The organism is Gordonia sp. CPCC 205333, assembly GCF_048537885.1.
In the GTDB taxonomy this organism is placed as follows: domain Bacteria; phylum Actinomycetota; class Actinomycetes; order Mycobacteriales; family Mycobacteriaceae; genus Gordonia.
Map to the genome: position 1 here is coordinate 229,184 of NZ_JBCLVI010000001.1, position 24,782 is coordinate 253,965.

Below are 24,782 nucleotides of genomic sequence, written 5' to 3' on the forward strand. Positions count from 1 at the left end.
GTCTGCTCGCGCTACGGGGACAGTTCCAGGAGTGTGCGGCCGGCGTCGGTGAGGCGAAACGGGAGGGGGCGTAGCGAGATCGGCAGCGTTGCTGACTCTATTTGATCCAGAATTGTGATCGCACCAAATAGCACCGCATCTGAAGCGCTCTATTTGATCCAGCCGCCGATTCGTAGCAACTACGTGCCCCGTCAGCTGCGCGCCAGTATCTTGCCGGCGGCCCGGCCAAGGGATGTCATGAGTCGGTCTCGGGGGAACTTCTCAGGCAAGGACAGCAGGAGCCGGCCTGATTCGACGATCATCGACAGCAGTAGGTGCGCGAGCACTTCGACGTCCGCATCTGGTGACAATTCCTCGCCGCCTATGCGATCAACGAGTAGTGCCGCTAGGTGGTCGGCGGCGATCTCGCGCCCATACTCGAGGCGCTTTCGAAACTCAGGTGTCGTGCTGTCAGCCAAAACCAGGGCGGCACGCCACAATTCGGGTGATTCTTCGAAAGTTCGGAGTAGGTTCGCGGTCAGCTGCCTGATCAGGTCTTCGATGGGCAGACTCGCGGGTTCAGGTGGAAGGGCCGCGAGAAACTGTTCGTTCGCTCGGTGCTCTTCGCGAGCCAGAGATGCACGCAACAACGCGTACGTGTCGTCGAAATGCTTGTAGACAACCGGTCGCGTGACATCGGCTTCTTTGGCGACCGAGTCAATCGATACCTTCCCGACGCCACGAGCTGAAATGACCCGCAGGGTTGCGTCGAGCAGTTGCTCACGGCGTTGTTCCGGAGCCATTCGCGGGGCGTAGGGCCGTCGCTTCGCTGCGGTGTCTGTCATCACAGGTTTTCCGCTCTGCGTTGACATCTCAATCTCACTCGAGCAATAGTACACGCACTGTAGCTACACTCAGTGTAACTAATGCCGAGAAGGAGAGTTAGACGGTGGAGATCGATGATCGGCGCGACCGTGTCTGCCTGATCGGCGCTGGATATGCGGGCAACGGTCTGGCCTGCGCGCTCAAGAGGGCCGGTATCGCGTATGACCATCTGGAGGCGACCGATCGAATAGGCGGCAACTGGGCGCATGGCGTATACGATTCGACGCATCTGATTAGCTCCAAACGGTCGACGCAGTACCCCGAGTTCCCGATGCCGGACGACTACCCGACCTTTCCCAGTCGACTGCAGATGCTCACCTATCTGGAGTCCTACGTTTCCCACTTCGGTCTGGCCGCGAATATCGAGTTCAACGCTGAAGTAGCGGATATGCGGCCGGTGGACGCGAATGGCTCCGATGGCTGGCTCGTTGAACTCGCGTCGGGTGAGACCCGTCGCTACCGAGCCGTGGCGATCGCCAATGGTCACTATTGGCAGCGCAATATCCCGACGTACCCCGGCGACTTCACCGGAAAGCAACTGCACTCCAAGGAATACAAACGGTCCGACGACTTCGGTGAGGGCGACCGGGTACTCGTCGTCGGCGCCGGGAACTCGGCGAGCGACATCGCCGTGGAAGCTTCAGCGACCTACGGCATTGCGGACCTCTCGATGCGCCGTGGCTACTGGTTCATCCCTAAGACAATCTTCGGCATCCCGGCCTCAGAATACGACCGGGTGTGGTGGCCGATGCCATTGCAGCGGGCGGTATTCAAACAACTTCTTCGGCTGAGCTACGGCGACTACCGCAGATATGGTCTAACACGCCCGGACCACAAACTCTTCACTCGGGACGTGACTGTCAACAGCTCCCTCATGTACGCCCTGCAGCACGGAAGAGTACGCCCACGGCCGGAGATCGACCGGTTCGACGGCAAGCGAGTGCATTTCACCGATGGCTCGTCGGCCGAATACGACACCGTGGTCTGGGCGACGGGATTCAAGACCAGATTTCCGATGCTCGATGAGTCGATGTTTGTGTGGTACGGCGGAAATCCGATGTTGGTTGAGCATGTGCTGGTTCCGCGCTACGCCAACATCTATCTATGGGGGCTGGTAGCGCCTCGCTCCGGCGCGGGCCGGATCATCTCGGAAGGTTCGGCATTTCTCGCCGAAGCCATTGTCGCCCAAGACTATTTCGATGAACCGTTGTCGGACATCGTCGCGCGATGGATCAAGGCGCGTTCGTCGATGCTCGCCGGTTCGGCGGAAATCCTCAGCCGTATCAAGATTCTTCGTCGAGCCCTACGACTACTCATCGTGCGCACCATCCTGAAGCCCCAAGTCGCTTCTGTACTACCAGTTAAGGAGTCCATGCCGCTATGAGCCTGCCAGCTGCGACCGCAGAATCACGCGTCGTCATTACCGGCGCGTCGAGCGGAATCGGTGCCGCACTTGGCGAATCGTTCGCAAGACGCGGCTATTCGTTGATCCTTATCGCGCGCCGCGAAGACCGCCTGACCGAGTTAGCGGATCGGCTGCGTAGCCGGTACCTCGTTGATGTAGATGTGATCGCATGCGATCTCGCCGATGCCGCGGCCCGCGAGGAGCTCCTCGATCAGCTGAAAGTGAGGGAGACCAGCATCATCTGCCTGAATGCGGGATTCGCCACCTATGGGCGGATCGCCGAACTGGACGCCGCGCGCGAGCGTGAGCAGGTGGCGCTCAATGTCGTTGCGGTGCATGACTTTGTCGTCGGACTCTTGCCCAAAATGATCTTTCGTGGTTCCGGCGCCATCCTCATCACCGGATCCACAGCGGGGAACCAACCGAGTCCGAATAATTCGACCTACGCCGCTTCGAAGGCGTTTGCCAATACCCTGGCAGAGTCGCTGCACGCGGAACTCGCTGGCACCGGAGTGAGTTGTACGCTGCTCGCCCCCGGGCCCGTACGCACCGAGTTCGGTCAGGTAGCCGACCTGGGCGCGATTGAAGAGCATCTGCCTGACTTCGCCTGGGTCAGCGCGGAACAGGCCGCCGAGGCAGCGCTTCGTGGACTCGCGGCCGGTCGTCGTCGGATTGTGCCGGGAGTGATCGCCAAGGTGCAGGACGTCGGTGGAAGGCTCACGCCGCGCTCGATTCTCAGTCCGATCCTGCGAAGAGTGTATGGAGACATGCGATGACCGACGACTATGGGTTTCGCGGTAGCATCCGCCAGGCGCTGCGTCTGGCGCCGCCGCGCGGCCTGCTTTACCGTGATGCGCACTATTTCACCGCTACTGTTGAAGTCGATATCGCGAAGATGCGGCGTTGGCTGCCGCCGGGTATTCGTCCAGTCACGCCTGGTCGTGCTGAGGTATTCACCGCCTGGTTTCCGGACTGTACATACGGCTCCGTCTATCACGAAGCGGGAATCTTCTTCCATATCAAGACGATTCGCGGCACCGGGATTCATTGCCCGTGGATGATCCTGGACGATGACGTAGCTCTGATTCTCGGACGGGAACTGCTCGGCTATCCGAAGAAGTTGGGTCAGATCGACTGGGATAATGACGGTCATAAGATCTCCGCCAATGCATCCCGGCGTGGCGAACAGCTGATCTCTATGAAAGGTATTCTCGGAGAGCAGGTTTCCGATGCGCCGCCCATTCTAGGTCGGCCACATCGCAATGTGACCGGAACGCTCGGTTTCGCACTGCCCCGGGTTATCGGCTTCACACCTGGTGAGCATCCGATCGAGACTCGGCGAGTCGACCTCGATGATTTCACTCTCGGCGGATCGGAGCGAGACCCCATTCACCTGATGGGTGTTGGCGATGTGATTGATGCACGACTGCATCGCGTCAACCTCTCGGCGGGTACTCCGCCAGTCCCGATCCGCCCCCTCACACCGCTATTCTCCCTCACCCGCCTGCGACCGAGAGTACTCTGAGATGACTGAATCCATTCTTACTCAACCTTTTACGCTTCCTTGCGGGCAGGCTCTCCCGAATCGAATCGCGAAGGCGGCAATGAGTGAGCAACTCGCCAAGCGCGACGGAACTGCCTCCGACAGGCTCCGAAATCTCTATGCCGTGTGGGCGAGAGGGGGAGCGGGCCTGTTGCTCTCGGGCAACATCATGATCGACCGAGACGCGTTGACTGAACCTGGCAACGTGATTCTCGATGACGCACGAGGTCTGGACTCGATACGCGCCTGGACCGGTGCGACGAAAGACATCGACACCTTGATCTGGGCCCAGATCAACCATCCGGGCAAGGTCGCCGTGTCGCCCTTCAACCGTCGTCCGGTCGCGCCATCGGCTCGACGAAGCTCAGTTCCCGGCTACAGCATTCGGAAGCCTCGTGAACTCAGCCACGCCGATATCGAACTTCTGGTCGGCAAGTTCGCCCGAACCGCGCAGCTCGCGATGGCCGGCGGCTTCGATGGCGTCCAAATTCATGCCGCACACGGCTATCTGCTCTCTCAGTTCCTTTCGCCGCTGGCCAATCTTCGCGCCGACGAATGGGGACGCACGGAGGAAGGGCGTATGAAATTCCTCCTCGACACCGTTGCGGCCGTTCGCGAAACAGTCGGCGCTCGGGTACCGGTGTCGGTCAAACTGAACTCGAAGGACTTCGTCCACGGCGGGTTCAGCGACGAACAGGCCCGCAATGTCGCGCTAGCCCTCGCCGATGCCGGAGTGGATCTCCTTGAGATCAGTGGTGGCGGCTACGAGGAGCCGGCGATGACTGGCGTCGCCGCCGGTCAATCCGTCACTGGCGAAGGCTATTTCGTCGACTTCGCCCGGAAGGTTCGTGAAGAGTCCACCATTCCGCTGATGCTCACCGGCGGATTGAGGTCGGCCCAGGCGATGGACTCACTTGTCGGCAGTGGCTTGGTCGACTTAGTCGGGATCGGCCGACCCCTCACCTTCGCTCCGACGTATCCACAGTCGATCATGGCCGGAAGGACTCCCGAGTTGCCGAAGTCGGCACCCCGCACCGGCTACCGTCCAGCCGATGGATATCTCGAATTGGCTTGGCATAACAACCAATTGCACCGGATCGCGGCTGGCCTAACGCCGCAACGCCGGCCGGGTGTGCACACGATCGGCCGCGCCCTCGGCCGTATTACCGTCGCCGCGGCAAAACAGGCGAAGATCCCGCGTTGAGTCCACGCCAATGTGTGCACACCTGGCTTGATGAAACCCGGTCGCCGGCCATCAGATCACTCCTAGGCCGCGAAGACTGCGAGCGTAGTTCTCGATGATCGGCGGCGTGATGTGTGGGATGTCGGAGGATTCGCCGACACTCGCTGCCCGGATCGCTTCCCGGAACTTATCTGCGGGAGCCATACCTCCGTTATGAGGTGTCATTGGCTGTACATAGTTGTGCAGCAAGGGAATCAACGAGCCGCGGCGCTGCTTCTCCGGTAGGTCGGCCAGGGCTGCGCCGAATCGCCGGTACCAGTCGTCGTAATTGTCCACCAGTGTGATCTGCTCACCGCTGTCGATCAGCCACCGGATGTACTGGTCGAATCCGACGCCGTCGGAATGCGGGTTCATCGCATTGAAAGTTCGTGTTCCGCTGCTAGCCCATAAGGTGTTGATCGCTTCGGCGAGGAAGTCGACTGGTAGAGCGTCGAAGTGGGCCTCTTGTACCGCCCCGTCGGCTGCCAGTTCGTAGAACGAACGAGGTGCCAGACCCGTCGCCAACACACTCATCAGCAAGCGAGTGAACATGTCCGGCAAGTTCAGCTGCCCGATGATGTGATCATCTGCGACGATCATGTCACATCGAAAGACATTGACCGGCAACCTGAATCGCTCATGAGCGTCAGCGAGCAGCACTTCACCGGCCCACTTGCTATTGCCATATCCGTTTGCGTAGGCATCGTTGATCTCGCGCACCGGGCTCATCTCCCGAACGTCGGGGTCTTCGGCAAACGTTCCCGGCGCGATCTGATCGCCGACGCCGACAGTCGAGATGTATACATACGGTTTGCGCGTGCTGGTCAACGCGAGCCGAATCAGTTCGGCGGTACCGGATACGTTGGGCCCGAATAGTTCTCGGTACGGCAACACGTGGTTGACCAACGCGGCGGGATCGATGATGAGGTCGACCGATCTCGCCAAGTCGCTCCAGTCGTCGGGGGCGAGGGCGAGCAGATCGGCATCCTTGTCGCCTGCGAGTACTCGCAGATGATCTTTGGCAAGACGCTGATACTCCGGCCATAGATCACTCGCGTCGAAGGCGGCGTCCAAACGTGCGCGGGCGGAGTCATTGTCTGAGCCGCGGACAAGGCAGATGACCCTGCCGTTGACTTCGGCCATCCGCCGCAACCAGTCGAGCGTCAGGTAGCGTCCGAGGAATCCGGTTGAGCCGGTGATGAATACGGTTCGTACGTCCGGGTTTGCGGATACGATACCGGCCGCGTCGCGCAGAAAGTCCTCGTCCAGGAATTTATCAAGCGTGAGATCGGCTGCGCGTAGGGTGGTTCCGATTCCGTGCACCGATTCGGCTGTGGGGCGAGCTTCGCTGTGGCGGCCATCGATATGTTTCGCAATGTCGGACAGGGTTGATGACGGGCTGGTTAGCACACCGACCGGCACTTCGGCGTCGAAGATGTCACGGAGTTCGTTGCCAACGGTGACCGCAGTGAGTGAATCGCCGCCGAGGTCGGTGAAGCGAGCTGCCGCGCCGACTTCTCCGTCGGCGAGGTCGAGTACCGCGGTGATCACGTCGATGACCGTCGCCAAGGTTGAGCGTTGCGCGGCAACGGACTTGACGTCGCGCAACCGTGTGACACGACTGTCGGCCAACTCGGCGTAGAGCGCCTCGAGCCCAGGTCCGTACCGCTCTTTGAGCTGCGGTCGCGCCAGTTTGCGGATCCCGGTGAGTAGACCGTTCTCGAGGCTGAACGGGGTGCGCTCGATGATCACATCGCGCGGAATCTCCGCAGCCGCCAGGTTATTGCGCTCACCGTTGGAACGCAGGGTGGTGAGTATTTGCCGACGCAGAACGTCGTCGTCGGGATAGCGATCGCGTAGTTCCGGGGTAGGAACGACGACGGCAAGCAAATATGGGCGAGCGCTGTTGCCGTAGACGAACAATTGCTGAATCGGCGGGGTGGTCAGGGTCGCCTCGACGTGGGCGACAGCGACGAATTCACCCTGCGAAAGTTTCATCACGTTATTTCGACGGTCGACGTATTTGATCTGATCGGGTGCGGTCTCGGCGACGATGTCCCCGGTTCGGTAGTAGCCGTCATCATCGAATACTGAGGCCGTGAGGTCGGGGCGGTTGTAGTACCCGGCAAAGATGTGGTCAGTCTTGACGAGCAGTTCGCCACGGGGGTGCGGCTGATCGGTGCTCAGATAGCCGAGCTCAGGAACATCGATGAGTTTGTAGCCGACTACCGGCGGCCGCTGGATGTGGCCGTCGATGGACACGCCTGCGACCTCGGTACTCCCATAGCCCTCGATAAGTGGGACCGGCAGCATCGCCTCGACGAACCGCCGGACCTCGTCGGAAATCGGCGCGGAGCCGGTGATAGCGGTGGCGGTCCTACTGCCGAAGTAGTGTTCGCGCATACGGGCCTGAGCGTCGTGCGCACTGATGCCCTGATCGGTCAAGCGGACATACTCCTGGTACAGCATGTCCCAGATTCGCGGTACGAATTGCAGGTCGGTCGGCTGAACCGCCGCGAGGTCGGCGAGTAACTCGGAAAGGTCGGCGCGTGGGGTGAAGTATGCGGTGCCGCCGTTGCCCAACGTCTGCGAGAGCGTGCTGCGGCCCATGACGTGGCTCATCGGCATGAAGTTCAGGGTGATCCACCCGTGGCCGTCAGTACCGGCTCCGAGCCCACTGAGTCCGGACTGGAATAGCCGTGTCACCGATGTTTCGGTGTACATGGCCCCCTTCGGTGTTCCCGTGCTGCCGGAGGTATAGATCAGAAGCGCGATGCGGTTCGGATCTGTCGAGGGTTGTGGAAACTCTGCGGGTTGACCTGCCGGGGTGGCGTCGAGGTCGAGGATATGGAGCGAAGTGTCCGTTGCGGCTAGGCGTCGACGCGCGTCGTCGACTGCTGCCGTTCCATTGCGCGAGTCGACGTCGAAGAGAACGACATGGCGTAGCCCGACATATGCGCCCGATTCGACGATACGCACAATCGAGGGCAGTTGATCTGCTGCGACAACCGCTGCCGCGCAATCAGTTTCGGCGAGGATCGCAGTCCACACGTCGACGGATCCGCCGTTTTGCAGCGGTACCTCCAGCGCGCCGAGTGTGCCGATTGAAAGTGAGGCAATGGTGTATTCGGCACTGGTGAATCCGACTGTCGCCACGCGGTCGTTCTCGGCAACGCCAGCAGACGATTGCAGGAGTTCCGCAGCCACCGCTACATGTTCGGCGAGGTCTCGGTAGGTCAAGGTGAGCCAGGACGATGCGGGTTCGCCAGCCCTTCGCCACCCCAGCGCAGGGCGATCGCCGTATGCCTCGGCAAGAACCCGGACAAGTTCCGCAGTCGTCGTACAATGCGAAATCTTCTCTGTCGCTTGGGGATCGGGATCGCGTGGTTCGATCGACGCTGGCAGTGCGCTGGGATGGCTGGTCATAGGTCCTCCGCTTCAATATATAGTTCGATTTCCTAACTATATATTCGCAAACTACTCCGCTCCTGCGAGATCGGAAGGGGGTGGTGAAAGATCTCACTAGTACGTGCGATTAGTAGGGGTTTGGTGCTACACGTACGAGTTGCGTTCTCCGCGTCGACGTCTGATGGTGATGTTGCTGGTGGCTGGCATGTTCGAGCACATACTGTTTGATAAATATTCAGGGGCAAGCAGAACGATTCGCCGTCGCGTTCTGTGCCAACCAGACGGAGCGTTCCCGCCTACTCGTATACGTCCTGAAACAAGACACCTCGACTAAGTTGACTTCGACCCTATCTGCACCGCACGACATATGGGGCGCGCTGGACGCGGCGAAACATCGCCGGCTAATTCGATTGCGCCCGCGCCTCCGCATCCGCCATGCTTGTCTGCGGTGTTGGGAGAGTGGCCGCAGCGGGGTACCGTGCGCGGTTCCGCACGTTTTGCTCCCGGCGTCTCCACTGGTAACGGATTGCATATCCCCGGGGTTCGACTCCCTATCAACTATGTCATCCGCACCGGGACAACGGTTTTCGACGACCCTGTGGCACAGGGCGCGGCGGTCTGCTGCAGATCGGCGCGGGTCCTGCGGCCCCGTCATCGACGATCGCCCGGTGCGGGCGACGCCGGGATGTGACTCGTCAACTGTGGAAAACTGAACTACGACAACCGAATACAAACTTGCATGGCGACATTGACGCGAAAGGAGGTCTGCTATGCGTATTTCAAATCTCTTCCCCGGTGAACGGGTCACGGTCCCGGCCGGTTTTCGTGCGTTGGTATATCGCAACGGTGGTGTCGAACGCATCCTCACTGCTGGCCGCCATCGAGTACTGGGTTCGCCGACCTTCGCTTTCGTCGACATGCGAGACCGGGTGCTGACCACCTCGCCTCAGGAGATCACCACTGCCGAGGCCGTCACCATGCGGGTCACTCTCGCCCTGCGTATTCGGGTCGTCGATCCGGTCGCGTATGTCGAGGTGGCCAAGGATCCTGACGCTGGTCTCTATCTCGCCGCGCAGATCGCCTTGCGCGACGAGATCGTTGGGCTCACCGTTGCAGAACTTCTATCGCGCGGAAACGTGATCGATATGGCTCCGGTTCGCGTCGCGGTGGAGTCGGTCGCGACCGCCGTCGGTGTGGAGGTTATCGGCACGGTGCTCAAGGACATCATCGTGCCGAGTGAAATTCGATCGGCGGCAATGGAATTGATGACGGCCAAGACGCGCGGAGCGGCGAAACTGGAGGAAGCGCGAGCTGAGACCGCCGCCCTGCGTGCCTTGGCAAACGCGGGCAAGATGCTCGACGCGTCTCCTGCACTTGCTCAGTTGCGCATGATCCAGGCCGCCCCGTACGGATCGAAGATCGTGCTGGCAATAGGAGCCGACGCCGACGAGTCTTGACTCGTGAATCGACCACGGGCGCAACTGAAGTCGCGCCCATCAGCGTTGCAGGAATGCTCCGACGGTCGACTCGAATGCTTCTTTCGCCTCGATCATCACCCAGTGCCCGCAGTTGGGGAATACATGTAGCTCGGCATTGGGGATCAACCGCAGCGGAGCGAGCGACATGTCCGGCGGGCTCACCCGGTCGTCCAGCCCCCAGGTGAGTAGCGTCGGGCATGTCACTTTATGCATCATCGACCAATACGGTGGCGTGTTCGAGTTCGCGAGAAACTTCTGCTGCATGGCGAAAGCCGCTGAGCCGTACATCATTTGGGCAGTCTTCTGCGCGTCGGGGTTGATGGCCGCGGCCCAACGTTCCTCGATCAACTCGTCGGTGACCAGCTTGCGGTCGAAGACCATTGAGTTCAGCCAGCGAATAAGCTTGTCGCGGTCGGGGGCATCGGTGAATTCCTGCAACAGTCGTAGTCCCTCCGATGGACTGGGGCTGTACAGGTTTGGCCCGACGCCGCCGATCGTCACGAGTTTCGCGACGCGGTCGGGATGTTTGATCGCTAGATTGATGCCGACGACGCCGCCCATCGAATTGCCGACTATCGCGGCCGAGTCGATATCCAGAGCATCCATGAACCTGATGACCGATGCGCCGGCGGTGAGAACTGGATGGCCCTCGACCGCATCACTAACTCCGAAGCCGGGAAATTCGATCGCGTAGCAATGGTGGGTCTGGGCGAAGAACGCGAGGTTGTTGCGATAGTTGCGCCAGCCGGTGACGCCGGGCCCCGACCCGTGGAGCAGGATCAGTGGCGGACTGTCGGTGGAGCCGGCCTCGTGGTACCGGATCACTCCCTGGTCGGTCACAAGCTCACGTTTGGTCGCGTCGTATGAGACATCCACCTCTACACAGTAGAACGTGTTCTATTTATTGGGTAGGGGTGGGGTCCGATAGCCTGTCGTCGAACGCAATACGACGAGGAGTCAGTGATGGGGCAGATCGCGCAGTACCAGCGGCTGGAGGGTGCGCAACTAGACGAGTTGCTTGCCGGCAACCGAGCCGACGTCTTCGAACGCATCGAGGAATTGGCCGAAGAGGGTGGGGGCGTCGAGGATATCGACAAGTTATGGGACGGACTGCATTTCGTCCTCACCGGTAAGCCCGGATCCGAACCGATCGACGGTGACGCGGTGAGCGAAGCCATCGTCGGGATCGCGTTCTTCGATGACGACGAGGATGCCGATTTCATCACCTACATTCCGGCCGACCAGGTTGGCCGGATTCGCGTTGCGCTCGACGCGGTGCCGGACGAGAAAGTCGCGCATGGCTTCGACGCCAAGACGATGCGGACGAAGGTCTATCCCAATATTTGGTCGGGCGACCCGGCTGAGTTGATAGCCACGCTGATCACCGAGCTGCATCGCTTGCAGGAGTTCTACCGGGTCGCACATGACACGGGACAAGCCGTGGTGGTCAGTATTTACTGACCGCGTCTATCTGCCGGCCAGTGCCGCAATATCCTCGTCGCCGAATTGGTTCTCCAGCGTCTCCGGTGAGTAGTCAATGTCGATCTCGGCGAGCGGGCGGCCACGCGCCGACTCGATCGCGCCGAGCCGACGCTGGGCCCGATCGGCGGCATAGGACAGAAATTCGGAGTTGTCGATGCCGAACGGCGGCTCATCGAATTGATCGTTGACCCATCCGATCATGCCAAGAGCCATCGGCATGAGTTCAGTCATCCGATCGGTGACCGCGGTCCATAGGGAATCGTCGGCGGCGACGTGGCGTCGACAAGTGAAAGTGCCCCAGGCCATGTGGCGACGTTCGTCGTCGCCGATCCGTTTGATCAGTTCCTGCATGCCGGGGAAGATGCCCCGTTTGGTGCACACTCGCTGCCAGGCGTAGTAGCCGGTTAGCGCGAGGCTGCCTTCGATGACATGGTTATAGGTGACACTGGCTCGAATCTGGTTGAGCGGGGAAGGATCTGAATCCAGTTGTCCCAGTGAGTTCGGCAGCTCGTCGTAGAACAACTGGCGATAGTACGGATTGTCGGCGACATACGGGTGCAGATCGTCGGACAGCCCGACAGCATCCATCCAGAGTCGAAAGACCTGCGTGTGCTTTGCTTCCTCGAAGCAGAACTGCGACAGGTACATCTCGTCGCCGAACCGCCCCTCGGCTGCCATCGCCTTCATGAACGGCTGGATATCCTCGGTCACCGCCTCCTCGCCCGCGATGAATTGCGCGACTAGGAATGTCGATGATCGCTGTTCCTCGGGATTCAGCGTCGGCCAGTCGATGGCGTCCTGGCTGAAATCGATGCTGGACGGGTTCCAGAACTTCGCGTTGCCCTTGGTGAACAGGCGCAGGGGAAATGACTCCCACTGCAATCCACCGGAGCGAAGCGAGGAGAATCCTTCGCGGCCAACGGGTTTGGGTGCTATCACGGTCATGGGCTCACCACTTGTTGCCGATAGTGTTTGCGGGCTGTCCCTCTGACGCTAACCCTCGGCGTCGGCGAATGTGGTCGATTGCGCGACTCCGTCTCTAGTCGCCTCCGGTGCGCCTGCGAACCAGGACCTGTAGCAGGCGCAGCCCCAACCCAAGCAGGACGAAAGTGCTGATCATCTGAACCGACACCACCGCACGGGCCGTCTGCGAATCCGGCGCGACATCACCGAACCCGGTTGTCGTGAACACGGTCAGGCTGAAGTAGAGCGCATCGAGACGGGTCAGGCGCTCGTTGAACGTCTGGTGTCCGTATTCGGACATCAGGAAATATGTCGTCGAGAACACCACCACGTAGAAAGTGCCGACGCCGACTAGCATTTCCACCGCTGTCGCAACTGGATGTGCCGAACTCCGAAAACGTCGAATCTCCCACGCGCACATGGCGGCCAGTCCGATGATGCCAACACTGAGCCAGAATTTGGTGCCCGATTCGGTCTTGCCGAGCGGGAACACGAAATATGCCGCGATCAGTAGAGCGCCACCGAGCAGTGGGCGAAGTAGAGCGAGCGCGACGGCCCGGCCAGACGCCGGGCCGTCGGGCGACAACGAAAAGGACGCGGTCACCAGATCCGGACGCGCTGATCAGGAGACAGATACAGCGCGTCGCCGTAGGAGACGTCGAATGCTTCGTAGAACGCATCGACGTTGCTCACCACGCCGTTGCAGCGGAATTCGGCCGGCGAGTGCGGGTCGATGGACAGTCGTCGAATCGATTCCGCGTCGCGGATCTTTGTCCGCCAGATCTGCGCCCAACTGAAGAACACGCGCTGGGTTCCGGTCAGGTCGTCGATCACCGGGGGTGCGCCGTCAGCCAGTCGGTAAGCCACCAACGCGATGGACAGGCCGCCGAGATCGCCGATATTCTCGCCAATGGTGAACTCGCCGTTGACTTTATGATCGTCGTCGAGGCCGGTAGGCGAGAAGGCGTTGTACTGCTCGATGAGTGCGCGGGTGCGCTTGCCGAATTCGGTCCGATCGTCGTCGGTCCACCAATCGACGAGATTGCCGTCACCGTCGTATTTGGCGCCTTGATCGTCGAAGCCGTGGCCGATTTCATGTCCGATGACAGCGCCGATGCCCCCGTAGTTGGCGGCGTCGTCGGCATCGGGGTCGAAGAACGGCGGCTGCAAGATCGCTGCGGGAAAGACGATTTCGTTCATTCCCGGGTTGTAGTACGCATTGACGGTCTGCGGCGTCATGAACCACTCGTCGCGGTCGACCGGCTGGCCGATCTTCGCCAACTCGCGATCCTGCTCGAAGGATGACGCGCGGGCGACGTTACCGATCAAATCGCCGCGATCGACGATGAGTGCGTCGTAATCGCGCCAATGCGCGGGATAGCCGATCTTGGGGGTGAACTTGTCCAGCTTTGCCAGAGCCTTAGTACGGGTCGCCGGAGTCATCCATTCCAGATCGGAGATATTGCGACGGTAGGCCTCGATGAGATTGGCGATCAGCTCATCCATCCGCTCCTTTGCCGCAGGCGGGAAGTGTTGTGCGACATAGAGTTTTGCCACCGCGAAGCCCACTGCGCCTTCGACGAAACCGACGCCGCGCTTCCACCGGTCACGGTTGGCTTCGGCGCCGGTCAGCGTGCGTCCGTAGAAGTCGAAGTTGGTGTCGACAAACGGTTGCGACAGGTACGGTGCTGCTGATCGAAGCAGGCGCCAGGTCAGCCAGGTCTTCCATTCGTCGAGCGGGCGCCCGGCGACGAGTTCGGCGACACCGCTGACGAAGGAAGGCTGTCCGACGACAACCTCGGCGAAGGTAGGCTCGGCTGCCGTGCCAAGTCCGCCGATCCACGCGTCGAGATCGAAACCATTTGCGGTAGAAGTGAATTCACCATAGGTCAGCAGGTTGTAGCTGAGCTCGGCGTCGCGGCGCCGAACGACATCCCAGTGGGTGGCGGCGATAGCGGTCTCCAGATCGAGAATCGTCGTCGCGGCGGCGGCCGGATCGTCGATGTCGGCCAGTGCGAATACGGCGGCGATGTGCTCCCGATAGGCCTCGCGGGTCTGTCCGTGTTTCTCTTCGCGATAGTAGGACTCGTCGGGCAGTCCGATGCCGGACTGCACCACATGAACGAGGTAGCGATCGGAATTGCGCGCGTCGGTGTCGACGTAGAAGCCGAGTAGACCGCCGACGCCGTGGCGCTGCAGTCGGCCGATCCGGGTAGCCAGTGCCGACGTCGAATCGATCGCGGCGATCTTTTCCAGTTCTTCGGTGATCGGCCCGATTCCGAGCGCGTCGATATGCGAAGTATCCATGAACGATGCATAAAGGTCGCCGATTTTGCATTCGTCCGAGCCGCTGGCTGCGTCGGCTTGTGAGGCGGCGATGATGATGTCGCGGACATTCTCCTCGGCGCGGTCACGTAGGACGTGAAAGGCGCCATCGACCGAGCGGTCGTCGGGGATGACATGACTGTCCAGCCATTTGCCGTTGACGTGGCTGAACAGATCGTCCTGGATGCGGATGGAGTCGTCGACGAACGAAAGGTCGATGCCGGAGGCGGGTTTTTGGTCGGAGACGGGTTCAGTAGCAGTCACGGCGACCATCCTTCCACCGTTGTCGAGATCCGTCAGCCTCGTTCGGCTACTGCTCGCCAAGCGCGCGATTCATCGACCAGATAAGGATCTCGGCGTCGGAGACTGCGGTGATCGGTTCGCCGCCGAGGTCGGTGCCGCGGATCGCGTCGCCGGCTCCTAAAGGACCGGCGTCGAATACGACGCTGCCCCGGGTCACCAGTGCCATCGTGAACCGGGTCGGCGGGATGACGATCTGCTGGCCAGTGGTCGGACGGGCGGCGTACATCGTCGCGTTCCTATTGGCGACGCGGATGGCTGAGTCGATCGAGGGTGAACCCGATGCGACGGCGATGAGTTCGCCGTCGGCGAGGTCGCCGTCGACGTCTGACTGGCCATAGGACGGAGCAAGGCCGTATTCGTCTGGCATCAGCCACATTTGCACGAACCGGACCGGGGTATGTCCCGAATCCGGTCGCGACGACCAAGTGTCGTTGCGTTCGGAGTGTTCGACGCCGGTTCCTGCGCTCATTCGCTGAGCCAGTCCGGGATAGATGACTCCGGAGTGTCCCGCTGAGTCCTGATGTACCAACGAACCGTCGAGCACCCAGGTGACGATTTCAGTTTCGCGGTGTGGATGGGTGTCGAAACCCTGCTGTGCGGCCACGGTTTCTTCGTTGACCGCGAGCAACATCCCGTGGTGTGTGTTGGCGGGATCGTAGTGGTCGCCAAAGGAGAAGCTGTGCCGTGACCGCAACCACTCGGTCGTCGTCGTGGCGCGGTCGCTTGAGTAGTGGACTGTGTAGGTCACCTCGACATTGTCCCAGCGTGGGTGGGGGAATGGCCAACTACTCCGCCACCCGAATCATGCGCAACATCGGTATCGCAGGTCACAATCCTCACTTCGATAACCGCAATGTGACCCGATTGTGACTACGTTGGTAGCAGATCGAGAGTGATCTCGGTCGACAAGTTCATGTGACACGAGTGAAGATTGTGATCATGAAGATCTGGGTGAAGCGTGCGCCGGTGGCGCTGACCGCGGCGGTGGCGTGCGGTCTCGCAATAACGTCGTGTGGAACCCAGGATTCACCCACCAGCGCCGCCGGTGTGGTCAATGATTTCGCCGGGGCACTATCCCGTCAGGATGCTTCCGCTGCCGCCGACAACACGACAGCGCCCGGCCAGGCTTCGGAATTGCTTGCCGGCACCCTGAACGCGATGCATGCCCAGCGCATCGATATTTCGGTGCACAAGCCCGTCGAGTACAGCGACGGCACCGCCTCGTTTTCGCTGACCACCAAATACACCTGGTCGAAGGATCGGAACTTCGAGACCAAAACCGCTGGCACACTGCGCAAACTGTCGTCCGGCTGGAAGATTCAGTGGGAGCCCGGACTGCTCTACACCGGGCTGACTCGTGACGCGCAACTGCGAGAAGTCCGGACCGATGCAACACCAGCACCGTCGGTGCGCAGTGCGTCGGGCCGGAGTTTCATGAACTTGCAGCCGGTCAATGAAATCGTGTTCGACCCGTCCAAGACCACCAATCTCAAGGCATCCATCGCCGGGCTGGTTCGCACTATCAAGCCGATCGCGCCCCTGATCACCGCCGACGTCATCGACGGGATGATCGCCAAACAACCCGGAGCGCCGATCACCGCGGTGACCTTGCGTAATTCGGATATGGAAGTGCTCGCGGGCAATCCAGGCAAGGTTGCGGGCGTCTCGGTGAATCGCACCGACATGTTGGTGATGGCTGACCGTCGCCTCAACTCCCCACTCGAAGTCGGGTTGACGAACTATTGGCAAGCCATTCGCGATGCGACGTCGGGGTGGCAGGTGCAGCTGGTTCAGCCGGGTCAACGCCCGACCAAGCTGGCCGGTGAGCAGGGCCCAGCTGGTAAGAGCGTTCCGACGTCGATCAATCAGCAATTGCAGCTCAGTCTCGGTGACGCGGCCGTCGAGGTCGCCCAGCCCGCTACGATTCTCGCCCTCGACGCCAGCAGCGGCGGCATTCTGGGCATGGCGCAGAACGACGCTGCCGCTGCGCGGGGAATCAACCTCGACCAGACCTATCCGGTAGGCACCACGCTGAATCAGGTGTTCGCTGCGGTCCAGCGCACGGCGTCGGCGCAGAACACCGACGAGACTCTGCTCGACCGTCTTGGCCTCGGTGTGAAATTCACCGTCCCGGGTGCCGCGACACCGGCGAAGAGCAACGGCATCGGCACGATTGACTTCAAGCCGTCGGATTTCAACGCTTCAATGCTCAACATGGGGGCGCTGGGTGTTGCGATGGCGCGCAGCGCGAATAACGCACCGTCGTCGGTGGCACCGTTCGTGATCACCGGAACTCCGACCAAGGTGTCCGACGGTGAACTCGGAGCGCTTGATCCGACGTTGAGCAAGCAGATCCTGACGGCGATGACCACCACGGCGAAATCAGGCGATGCGAGCGATCTGCGTCGAGCGCAGGGCCTCAAAGCGCTGGTCGGTACCAACGGCCCGCAGGGACCCGGTTGGTTCGTCGGAATCCAGGACCGCAAGGTGATCGTGATCTACACCGAAGGTGCTCAGTCAGGAACGGCGGCGCTGCAAGTCGCGCAGAAGTACTTCACCATCAAGTAGTCGGAAGTGCTCCGCGCTGCCGTACTCGAACCAGCCGTGCGACGAGTCGCCAACCGAGTAGGAACAATCCCAGCGCGCAGGTCGCGACGATGATGAAGCTGACTTCGGTGCCCTGGTGCAGAATCCAGCGCAACATCATCCCGACCGCGACCGTCACGATCCAGACGACGATTCCGGTTGGCATCCGCTCGGGATGAAAATCGCTGCGGAGCATCTCGCTGGAGCGCACGTGTGAGTAGAGGTAGCAGATCGACCATCCGGCCGCGGCACCAACCGCGAATGGCCACCAGGATTGTAGAAAGCTCAGTGGATCGAATCCGTGGTGATGGTTCATCCGGCCGATCGCCATGAATACCGTCACGGCGATGATGTCAGCGAAGGCGGTAGCCAACAGCGGGAGGGTCGATTCCCCGCCGGACGTTGGTGCGCTTCCGATCTTGGACATGGTTGCGTCAGAATAGCGTCTTTTGTACGACGAGTGGTCGGGCGGTACGAGGTAGCGACGTGGCGGATCGGGCGGAGCGTGAAAATGTCATCCCCGTGACTGGACTCGAAGGGCAATATGCCCTTCGAAACCCGCGAGGGGGCCGAGATTCTCAGGCTGTCGCCGGCGGTTGGTCCTCGCCGTTGCGCCGGGGTGAGTCCTCGGAGGCTAGTTCGGCGTCGATCGCTTTTTCGACGGACTTGAGATCCTCGGCCGCGTCGTCGGGTTTGATGGTGCGGCGGAACATCACCATGATCACGATCCAGCCAATGACCGCGATGAACACATAACTGATCAGACGGTAAATCAGCACTGCTGTGATGGCGTCCGTCGCGGGCATACCGGACGAAGTCAGCGCGGGCACCAACACGGCGTCGACGACACCGATACCGCCGGGGAGCAGGGGAATGGCAGACCCGACTGCCTTGCCGGCGGCGTAGGCGACCATCAGACCGGAAATACTCGGGTGCGCGCCGATCGACCAGCATGCGAATGCCAGACACGCGACGTCGGCGACCCAGTTGAAAAAGCTCCACCCGAAGGCGACCGTCGCGTCGCGTTTGTTCAACTTCACCGCACGCAACTGCTCGAGAGTCTCGTGCATCTTCTGGACGCCGTGGTCGGTCGGTTTGTTGCGGATCTGATTGAACCACCCCAGGGCCCGCGTACCCCCGGACTGCACCGACTCCGGGTGAGTAGCGAGGTATTGCATGATGACCGCGACCGCGACGAACCCGACGATAGAGAAAATGATGGAGAAGGGACTGGTTTTTGCGCCGGCCATGATGGCGCCGCCCAGACCGAGCACCGCCAGTCCGACGCCGGCCAGCAGTCCCGACATGACGACTTGCCAGGAGGCGACCACCGGCGAGGCACCCCACTTGCGGGTCTCTCGATAGGTGAATGCCGGGGACAGCACCTGCCCGCCGGGCATTGTCTGACTCACCGAGTTCGCGGCAAGAATGACGGCGAGCGATTTCCACTGCTGAACAATCACGCCTGCCGACCGCAGCAGTGCTCGCTGGACCTGCGCGAAACTGTCCATCGAGAGCAGTGACGCGACGATACAGGCGGCTATCCAGCCCCATTGCAGTTCGCCGATACGCGCCCACGCGTCTTCGAGTTTCGGCCAGATGAGGATGCCCTCGACAGAGAGAATCACGACGACGATGGCGAGCAAAACCCACCGAAGCCACCAAAGCCGCTGCCGCCGCGCGGCGCTCGGGGAATCGGCCATGCTGTTCACCATAGCGTTTGGCGGGCTGTGAACATTACTCCGCGGTAGGTCAACTCGCACGGCGTCGCGGCATTCTTACCGATGAACACCCCGCTACGCTTGGCTTTGTGTCAGACACAGGACTCGGTTCACACCAATTGCCGGACCGGTCGGCCGGTCTCCGTGAGATCGACCGCGAGAAGGTTCATCCGCTGGTCAGAGCCACCGCGGAGTGGAGTTGGCGACTGCTGGTGATTGCCGCGGCTGGCGCGGTACTGGTGATGTTCTTCGATCGATTCGAGACGGTCATCGTGCCGGTCGCACTCGCGATCCTGGTCAGTGCGATGCTCGTGCCGATCGTCGACGCGCTGGACCGGGCCGGTCTGCCGCGGTCGCTCGCGGTATTGCTGGCCCTCGTCGGCGCGATCGGGGCCCTCGCCGCGGTGATGACCTTTGTGGTCGAAGAATTCATCAAAGGTGTTCCGGCACTGGTTGATCAGGTCACCGCGACGGTCAATGACGTCAAGGGCTGGCTTACCGAGGGGCCGCTGGGGCTCGGTGACAAACAAGTCGGCAATGTCGGCAACGACTTCACCGAGTTCCTGCATAACAATCAAGACAAGGTGACCAGCGGTGCACTGGCTACGGCGACCACCGCGTCGGAGATCGTCACCGGGGCCCTCCTGACCCTGTTTCTCGTTATTTTCTTCCTCTATGGCGGCGGGCAGATGTGGCAGTTCATGACCCGCGCCGTGCCCACCGGAACCAGAGAGAAGGTTCGGGTAGCCGGTGTCGCGGGATTCGGCACACTCGTCGGCTACGTCCGCGCGACGGTAGCGGTCGCTCTGGTCGACGCCGTGGGTATTGGCACGGGACTCGCGATTCTCAATGTGCCCCTTGCTCTTCCACTTGCCTCGCTGGTCTTTCTCGGTGCGTTTGTACCGATCGTCGGCGCATTGGTGACCGGCTCGCTTGCGGTGCTCGTGGCGCTGGTGACCAAGGGATGGATCGCGGCAGTTATCTCGGCGGCAATTGTCGTCGGCGTAATGCAGCTGGAAAGTCATGTGCTGCAACCATTTCTCCTCGGCCGTTCGGTCCGGCTGCATCCGGTGGCGGTGGTGCTGGCGATCGCGGCTGGACTGGTGTCGGCCGGAATTGTCGGCGGCCTGTTGGCCGTGCCGATAATCGCATTTTTGAACACCGCGATTCGAAGTCTCTATGCCAGTTCACGTTCGGACAGTGAGTCCGATGGTGAGGCATCCGATGCTGATTCGACGGCGTCGGGCGGCGAGAAAGCGGTCGTGGCACCGGAAAAGACCCTTTCGGACAAGCGAATGTATGTCGCCGACCCGGACGAGCCGCGCTGGGATGAGTTCGGCGAGAATCCGGGCGCGGCACCGTGAGTGTGGTTTCCGGTTTATCGGTGGGTAACGGCGATCTCCGCGGCCGACGCACAGCGGCCGACGACGACTCCGATCCGGTAGGTCCGTTGTGGAATGCGGCGCAGGTGTTTCGGCTGCTGTCGGTGCTCTACGCGCTCGGCTTTCAGATCGCGGTCAACGGCGATCTGCTGCATCCGGGGACCACGTGGGCGCTTTTCGCTGGATTGATCGTGTCGTCGGCGCTATTCGCGGTGGCCTATCTCGTCGGCTTCGGTCGCAATTGGTACTGGATCATCGCCGAACTCGTCGTCACCTGCGCCCTGTTGATGTCCACCTGGCTGGTGGCCAGCGACCACTGGGTTGCCAATAATCAGACCTGGCCGACAACTCTGTGGGCGACCAATGTGGTCATCTCCGCGGCGATTTTCGCCGGACCGGTGTCCGGCGGCGTATTCGCCGCGATGGTCGCCGGCACAAGCCTTTTCATAAAAGGCACCGTCAGTTTCAACTTCGGTCGCAACGCGACGTTGATCGTGCTGCTGGCCGTCGGCGTGGTGGTTGGGCTGGCTGCGGTGAGTGCTCGCCGTTCGCATCGCGCACTCGTCGTGGCGATGAGATTGGCGGCCGCCACAGAAGAACGTGAACGGTTGTCTCGTGAGGTGCACGACGGTGTTTTGCAGGTACTCGCCCTGATCGCCAAGCGTGGCCGCGAAATAGGTGGTGACACTACAAAATTGGCGACCCTGGCCAGTGAGCAAGAGCGGTCCCTACGTCAGCTGCTGGCAGCTACCGAGGTAGATCTGGCATCGTCCGACGTTGCCGCGCCAGATCAGGCCGACCTTGCCGTGCTGCTCAGAAGGCATGCGGCAGAGCGAGTTTCAGTGAGCGCTCCACTCGATTCAGTCGTCGTCGACGCAGGCTTAGCCGCCGAAATCGACGCAGCGGTAACCAATGTGCTCGACAATGTGGTCAAACACGCTGGGGAGCAGGCCCGTGCCTTCGTTCTCGTCGAGAACCTCGGTGAACAGGTGGTGGTCAGCATCCGCGACGACGGCGTGGGCATCCCGGACGGTCGACTGGCGCAGGCGAGACTCCAGGGGCGGCTGGGCGTCGCGCAATCCATCGTGAAACGCATCGAAAGTCTCGGTGGCACTGCCGTTCTCGACTCTGGGCCCGGCATCGGAACCGAGTGGGAGTTGACCGTTCCGCTGAGCGAGGGCAGGAGAGGTAATGAGTGAAGAAACGGGACAGACATTGCGGATCATGGTCGTCGACGATCATCCGATGTGGCGCGAAGGAGTGGCCCGCGACCTCACCGACGAGGGATTCGATGTGGTCGCGACCGCCGATGGAGTAGGCGCGGCGGCCCGCCGAGCGCAGGCAGTTGCACCCGACGTCGTGTTGATGGATATGCAACTTCCGGATGGCACAGGCGCCGAAGCGACCGCGAAAGTTATTGCGGTGTCACCGAATTCGCGAATTCTGGTGCTGTCGGCCTCCGATGAGCGCGACGATGTGCTGGAGGCGGTCAAAGCCGGTGCGATCGGATACTTGGTGAAGTCATCCTCGAAGGCGGAGTTGGTCGATGCGGTGCGGGCCACCGCCGCCGGACAAGCCGTGTTCACGCCGGGGCTCGCGGGGCTGATTCTCGGTGAGTACCGGCGGATCGCGGCGGCGCCGGATGCCGGTCCGCATGTCCCGGCGCTGACCGCGCGTGAGACCGAGGTGTTGCGTTACGTGGCCAAGGGGCTCAGTTCCAAGCAAATCGCCACCAAACTGACCCTGAGCCACCGCACTGTGGAGAATCATGTGCAGGCGACCCTGCGGAAACTGCAACTGGGTAACCGGGTGGAGTTGACCCGCTACGCCATTGAGCACGGACTCGACGAAGAATGAGTTTCCGCAGGTCATTTCGGTAATTACCCATCGGATATAGGTAGAGTTACGCACTCGGGAGTGACTCGGGGCATGCGACCGTGGAGCAATGAGTGCCCCTGACCCGTCCCGTCCGACGACGCTGGCGATCCTTACTCGACTGACCGCCGACAGTGCCGACATCTCCCGTCGGGCCTCCGCGATATCCACCGAGCTCGCGCAGGTCCGGCGAATGCTGTCGGAACCGGAAGCGATTGCCGACTCGCCCCCGATACCGACTGGAGCACCTGCCCCGACCGGTTTCGCGCACCCTGGTTTCGCGCCGCCGGGTTTCGCGCCGCCCGGTTTCGCGCAGCCTGGTTTTGCGCAGCCTGGTTTGGCGCCACCTGGTTTCGCGCAGCCAGGATTAGTACCGTCGGGCCACCCGCAGTTTGGTTTCATTCCAACCGCAGGCGGGCGAGGCGTCGACCCTCGTGCCGTCGGCCAGCAATTTCCGCCGCGATATCCGGCGCCACCGAGCCAGCCTCGCCGGCCGTCGTCGCAGATCATTGGGCGGGTGCTCGCGGCGGTCGGCGTCGCGGTCACACTGATCGGAGTGGTGCTGCTGCTCGTGCTCGCCGCACAGGCCGGGCTGTTACGGCCCGAATTGCGGGTAGCCGGTGGTGCGGTATTGGCCGCGGCGTTGGTCGGGGTCGGAGTGCTCGTCTATCGCCGCGCTGATGGTCGCGTCGGCGGAATCTCCCTGGCCGCAACCGGTATCGGAGCGGCGTATCTCGACACCATGGCTGTCACCACGATCTATCATTGGCTGCCTTCGGCGGTCGCACTGATCATCGCTGGGCTGATTGCCGTTGCGGGGCTTGCGATTTCCCGATTGTGGGATAGTGAATGGCTCGGTGTGCTAGTGATGGTTCCGTTGATGGTCCTGGCCCCGGCTATTGCCGGCGGACTCGACTTCACTCTGATCGCATTCATGCTGGTGCTTTCGGCCGCCGCACTATGGGTGCCGATCGGTAAGGATTGGCCTGCGTTCTACGCGGCGCGTACTGCCGTATCGACGGCGCCACTCGCATTGGCATGTCTCGCCGCGAGTGGACAACTGGTCGGCGACCACGCAGTCCTGTTGATCAGCTGTACCGCCGTCAACGCGCTACTCGCGGTCGGATCTGCTCTGATTGTGTTGCGCCCCATACGCCTTCGTGTCGGCGTTGCCGCGATAAGCGGTGCTGGTGCGATTCCGATGGCCCTGGCCGCCACCGTGGTTGATCCGCGGATCTGCGCAGCGGTGATCGCTGCCTATGCCGCTATTCTGTTGACACTTGGCGCAATTGGCGGTCGCCTTCCCGGCGCGACAACCGGTGTTCGGATCACGTGGTTCGCGACGGCAGCGCTGGCATCGTTTGTGGCGTTGCCATTGGCCTTCGATCAGACCGTCGTCGTGCCGGTGTTGTTGGCGCTGGCACTCGGTCTCGCCGCCGGTCACCCCCTATCCGAGAAAATCGTCCGAATAGACGCCGGCCAAGGGCAATCTGCCCTTGGTAGACACTTATTCGGACGATTTTCCCCGGGCCCGGCGGCGGCGTCGGCTCCGGTGTCGGAGATCAGCCGGGTCGGAGCCGACGTCGCGTTCGGCGCGATGGTGCGCGTCATCGCGACGTGTGCCGCCGTCCTCGGTGGACTGGGGCTGCTGGTGCTCTGCCCGCCGTGGAACTTGATTTCCGCACCGAAACTAACTGTGGGGGAAAGTGTTTCGGCGATTATCGCGAGCCTACTTGCTGCTGGTGCGGCGATAATGCTGGCGATTTCGTATCAACGGACGGCCGACACGTCGGCTGAGGAACTCAGTCGGCTGCGCTGGTCTATCGCAGGTGTCATCGCGGTATATCAGTGCACCCAGTTCGCGGTGCTGACGGGAATGCTGATCGCCGGCACCGGCGGGGGATTCCTCGGCGGCCATATGGCTGCCACTATCGGCTGGATCGCGGTGGCCGCAGGAATGCTCGCCTATGCAACCCGAGTGCACGGCGTCAACCGGACACTCCTGGTCAGCGCGGGCCTCGCGTTGACGGCAGGCGCTGTGGGCAAATTGTTCCTCTTCGACTTGGCAACGCTCAACGGTCTGTTCCGGGTGATCGCCTTCATCGTCGTCGGATTGGTGTTGTTGGCGCTCGGCGCCGGGTACGCCCGCCTGCTCGACAACGCGACTGACCCCCAAACACCAAACCCCCGACCGTCGATGCCGGCCGGGGGGAATAGGTGAGATG

General features: G+C 61.6%; 20 protein-coding genes. 11 read left to right on the forward strand and 9 right to left on the reverse strand.

The genetic code is table 11. The features are described from left to right. Positions 1-191 precede the first annotated feature (191 nt). Positions 192-824 carry a TetR/AcrR family transcriptional regulator gene (locus AAFP29_RS01090; protein WP_419215451.1) on the reverse strand — a complete coding sequence of 211 codons (633 nt, stop codon included), beginning with the start codon at positions 822-824 and terminating at the stop codon, positions 192-194. 104 nt (positions 825-928) lie between these two features. Between AAFP29_RS01090 and AAFP29_RS01095 the strand changes: the two genes are divergently transcribed. The 4 genes from AAFP29_RS01095 to AAFP29_RS01110 are packed head-to-tail and all read left to right on the forward strand — an operon-like array spanning position 929 to position 5,016. Further along, entirely contained in the window at positions 929-2,248 is a 1,320-nt protein-coding gene (locus AAFP29_RS01095; protein ID WP_419215452.1) for a flavin-containing monooxygenase, read from the forward strand. Beyond that, positions 2,245-3,045, forward strand: a complete 801-nt coding sequence (locus AAFP29_RS01100; protein ID WP_419215453.1) for an SDR family NAD(P)-dependent oxidoreductase — start codon at positions 2,245-2,247, stop codon at positions 3,043-3,045. The genes AAFP29_RS01095 and AAFP29_RS01100 overlap by 4 nt, the downstream gene beginning before the upstream one ends. After that, entirely contained in the window at positions 3,042-3,794 is a 753-nt protein-coding gene (locus AAFP29_RS01105) for an acetoacetate decarboxylase family protein (protein WP_419215454.1), read from the forward strand. Before AAFP29_RS01100 ends, AAFP29_RS01105 begins: the two co-directional genes overlap by 4 nt. 1 nt (position 3,795) lies before the next feature. Next, positions 3,796-5,016: an NADH:flavin oxidoreductase gene (locus AAFP29_RS01110; protein ID WP_419215455.1), complete on the forward strand. Its 1,221-nt coding sequence runs from the start codon at positions 3,796-3,798 to the stop codon at positions 5,014-5,016. A gap of 51 nt (positions 5,017-5,067) precedes the next feature. Here AAFP29_RS01110 and car read toward each other — a convergent pair whose 3' ends face one another. Continuing rightward, positions 5,068-8,460 (reverse strand): carboxylic acid reductase, encoded by a 3,393-nt coding sequence (gene car / locus AAFP29_RS01115; protein WP_419215456.1) that lies wholly within the window; start codon positions 8,458-8,460, stop codon positions 5,068-5,070. A 752-nt stretch (positions 8,461-9,212) separates the two neighbouring features. Between car and AAFP29_RS01120 the strand changes: the two genes are divergently transcribed. Then, entirely contained in the window at positions 9,213-9,899 is a 687-nt protein-coding gene (locus tag AAFP29_RS01120) for a slipin family protein (protein WP_419215457.1), read from the forward strand. Between the two features lie 39 nt (positions 9,900-9,938). On the opposite strand, the gene AAFP29_RS01125 is transcribed toward AAFP29_RS01120, so the two are convergent. Beyond that, positions 9,939-10,796, reverse strand: a complete 858-nt coding sequence (locus tag AAFP29_RS01125; protein ID WP_419215458.1) for an alpha/beta fold hydrolase — start codon at positions 10,794-10,796, stop codon at positions 9,939-9,941. An 87-nt stretch (positions 10,797-10,883) separates the two neighbouring features. Between AAFP29_RS01125 and AAFP29_RS01130 the strand changes: the two genes are divergently transcribed. Then, entirely contained in the window at positions 10,884-11,381 is a 498-nt protein-coding gene (locus tag AAFP29_RS01130) for a YfbM family protein (RefSeq protein WP_419215459.1), read from the forward strand. A 6-nt stretch (positions 11,382-11,387) separates the two neighbouring features. Here AAFP29_RS01130 and AAFP29_RS01135 read toward each other — a convergent pair whose 3' ends face one another. The 4 genes from AAFP29_RS01135 to AAFP29_RS01150 form a co-directional block, all read right to left on the reverse strand. Continuing rightward, positions 11,388-12,347, reverse strand: a complete 960-nt coding sequence (locus AAFP29_RS01135; RefSeq protein WP_419215460.1) for a R2-like ligand-binding oxidase — start codon at positions 12,345-12,347, stop codon at positions 11,388-11,390. 94 nt (positions 12,348-12,441) lie between these two features. Next, entirely contained in the window at positions 12,442-12,969 is a 528-nt protein-coding gene (locus AAFP29_RS01140) for a potassium channel family protein (RefSeq protein WP_419215461.1), read from the reverse strand. After that, entirely contained in the window at positions 12,966-14,963 is a 1,998-nt protein-coding gene (locus AAFP29_RS01145; protein ID WP_419215462.1) for a M13 family metallopeptidase, read from the reverse strand. Before AAFP29_RS01145 ends, AAFP29_RS01140 begins: the two co-directional genes overlap by 4 nt. Before the next feature lie 37 nt (positions 14,964-15,000). Next, entirely contained in the window at positions 15,001-15,741 is a 741-nt protein-coding gene (locus AAFP29_RS01150) for a pirin family protein (protein ID WP_419215463.1), read from the reverse strand. Between the two features lie 191 nt (positions 15,742-15,932). On the opposite strand from AAFP29_RS01150, the gene AAFP29_RS01155 reads away from it, so the two are divergent. Further along, positions 15,933-17,561, forward strand: a complete 1,629-nt coding sequence (locus AAFP29_RS01155) for an NTF2-like N-terminal transpeptidase domain-containing protein (RefSeq protein WP_419215464.1) — start codon at positions 15,933-15,935, stop codon at positions 17,559-17,561. On the opposite strand, the gene AAFP29_RS01160 is transcribed toward AAFP29_RS01155, so the two are convergent. Both AAFP29_RS01160 and AAFP29_RS01165 read right to left on the reverse strand, forming a co-directional pair. Continuing rightward, on the reverse strand, positions 17,554-18,006 hold the full coding sequence (locus AAFP29_RS01160; protein ID WP_419215465.1) for a DUF3054 domain-containing protein: 453 nt from the start codon (positions 18,004-18,006) through the stop codon (positions 17,554-17,556). The two genes, AAFP29_RS01155 and AAFP29_RS01160, sit on opposite strands and share 8 nt — an antisense overlap. A 151-nt stretch (positions 18,007-18,157) precedes the next feature. Beyond that, a complete protein-coding gene (locus AAFP29_RS01165; RefSeq protein WP_419215466.1) occupies positions 18,158-19,282 on the reverse strand; it encodes a lysylphosphatidylglycerol synthase transmembrane domain-containing protein in 1,125 nt (374 codons plus the stop codon). Positions 19,283-19,389: 107 nt separating this feature from the next. Here AAFP29_RS01165 and AAFP29_RS01170 point away from each other — a divergent pair, with 107 nt between their 5' ends. The 4 genes from AAFP29_RS01170 (at position 19,390) to AAFP29_RS01185 (ending at position 24,778) form a co-directional block, all read left to right on the forward strand. Continuing rightward, positions 19,390-20,664: an AI-2E family transporter gene (locus tag AAFP29_RS01170; RefSeq protein ID WP_419215467.1), complete on the forward strand. Its 1,275-nt coding sequence runs from the start codon at positions 19,390-19,392 to the stop codon at positions 20,662-20,664. Next, positions 20,661-21,881, forward strand: coding sequence for a MacS family sensor histidine kinase (gene macS / locus AAFP29_RS01175; RefSeq protein WP_419215468.1), 1,221 nt, complete (start codon positions 20,661-20,663; stop codon positions 21,879-21,881). Before AAFP29_RS01170 ends, macS begins: the two co-directional genes overlap by 4 nt. Beyond that, entirely contained in the window at positions 21,874-22,539 is a 666-nt protein-coding gene (locus AAFP29_RS01180; protein WP_419215469.1) for a response regulator, read from the forward strand. Before macS ends, AAFP29_RS01180 begins: the two co-directional genes overlap by 8 nt. Positions 22,540-22,627: 88 nt before the next feature. Then, positions 22,628-24,778: a DUF2339 domain-containing protein gene (locus tag AAFP29_RS01185; RefSeq protein WP_419215470.1), complete on the forward strand. Its 2,151-nt coding sequence runs from the start codon at positions 22,628-22,630 to the stop codon at positions 24,776-24,778. Positions 24,779-24,782: the final 4 nt, after the last annotated feature.